Genomic DNA, 240 nt, shown 5'->3' with positions numbered 1-240 from the left:
AGCCGAAAGCACCCGGAAACGGGCTCTTATACGGCCTAATATGAGCGTTAGCTTAATCTTCGCGTCGTACTGCGTAAACAACCTTGCCAAGAATGCGAATAGTCTCGCCGTCATCTCCGTTTATTTCTAAAGGGGTTTGATGGTGAGGGTCTGTCGACTCCGGCATGAGCCAGAATTTGCCAAAATCGTCCTTGGCAAGTGTTTTAACTGTTGTTTCGCGCATTCCATCTGCACGCTCAC

The 240-nt window shown here is 49.2% G+C and carries 1 pseudogene; it reads right to left on the bottom strand.

Features of this window, described 5'->3' with window-relative positions:
* Positions 1-52 precede the first annotated feature (52 nt).
* Positions 53-240 (bottom strand): annotated as a pseudogene (locus HBA93_RS23235) (phage repressor); the annotation flags it as partial.

Source organism: Ochrobactrum sp. SFR4 (assembly GCF_019730395.1).
GTDB lineage: Bacteria > Pseudomonadota > Alphaproteobacteria > Rhizobiales > Rhizobiaceae > Pseudochrobactrum.
The sequence above is the reverse complement of the archived record's forward strand: the minus strand, read 5'-3'. Positions and strand labels throughout refer to the sequence as shown.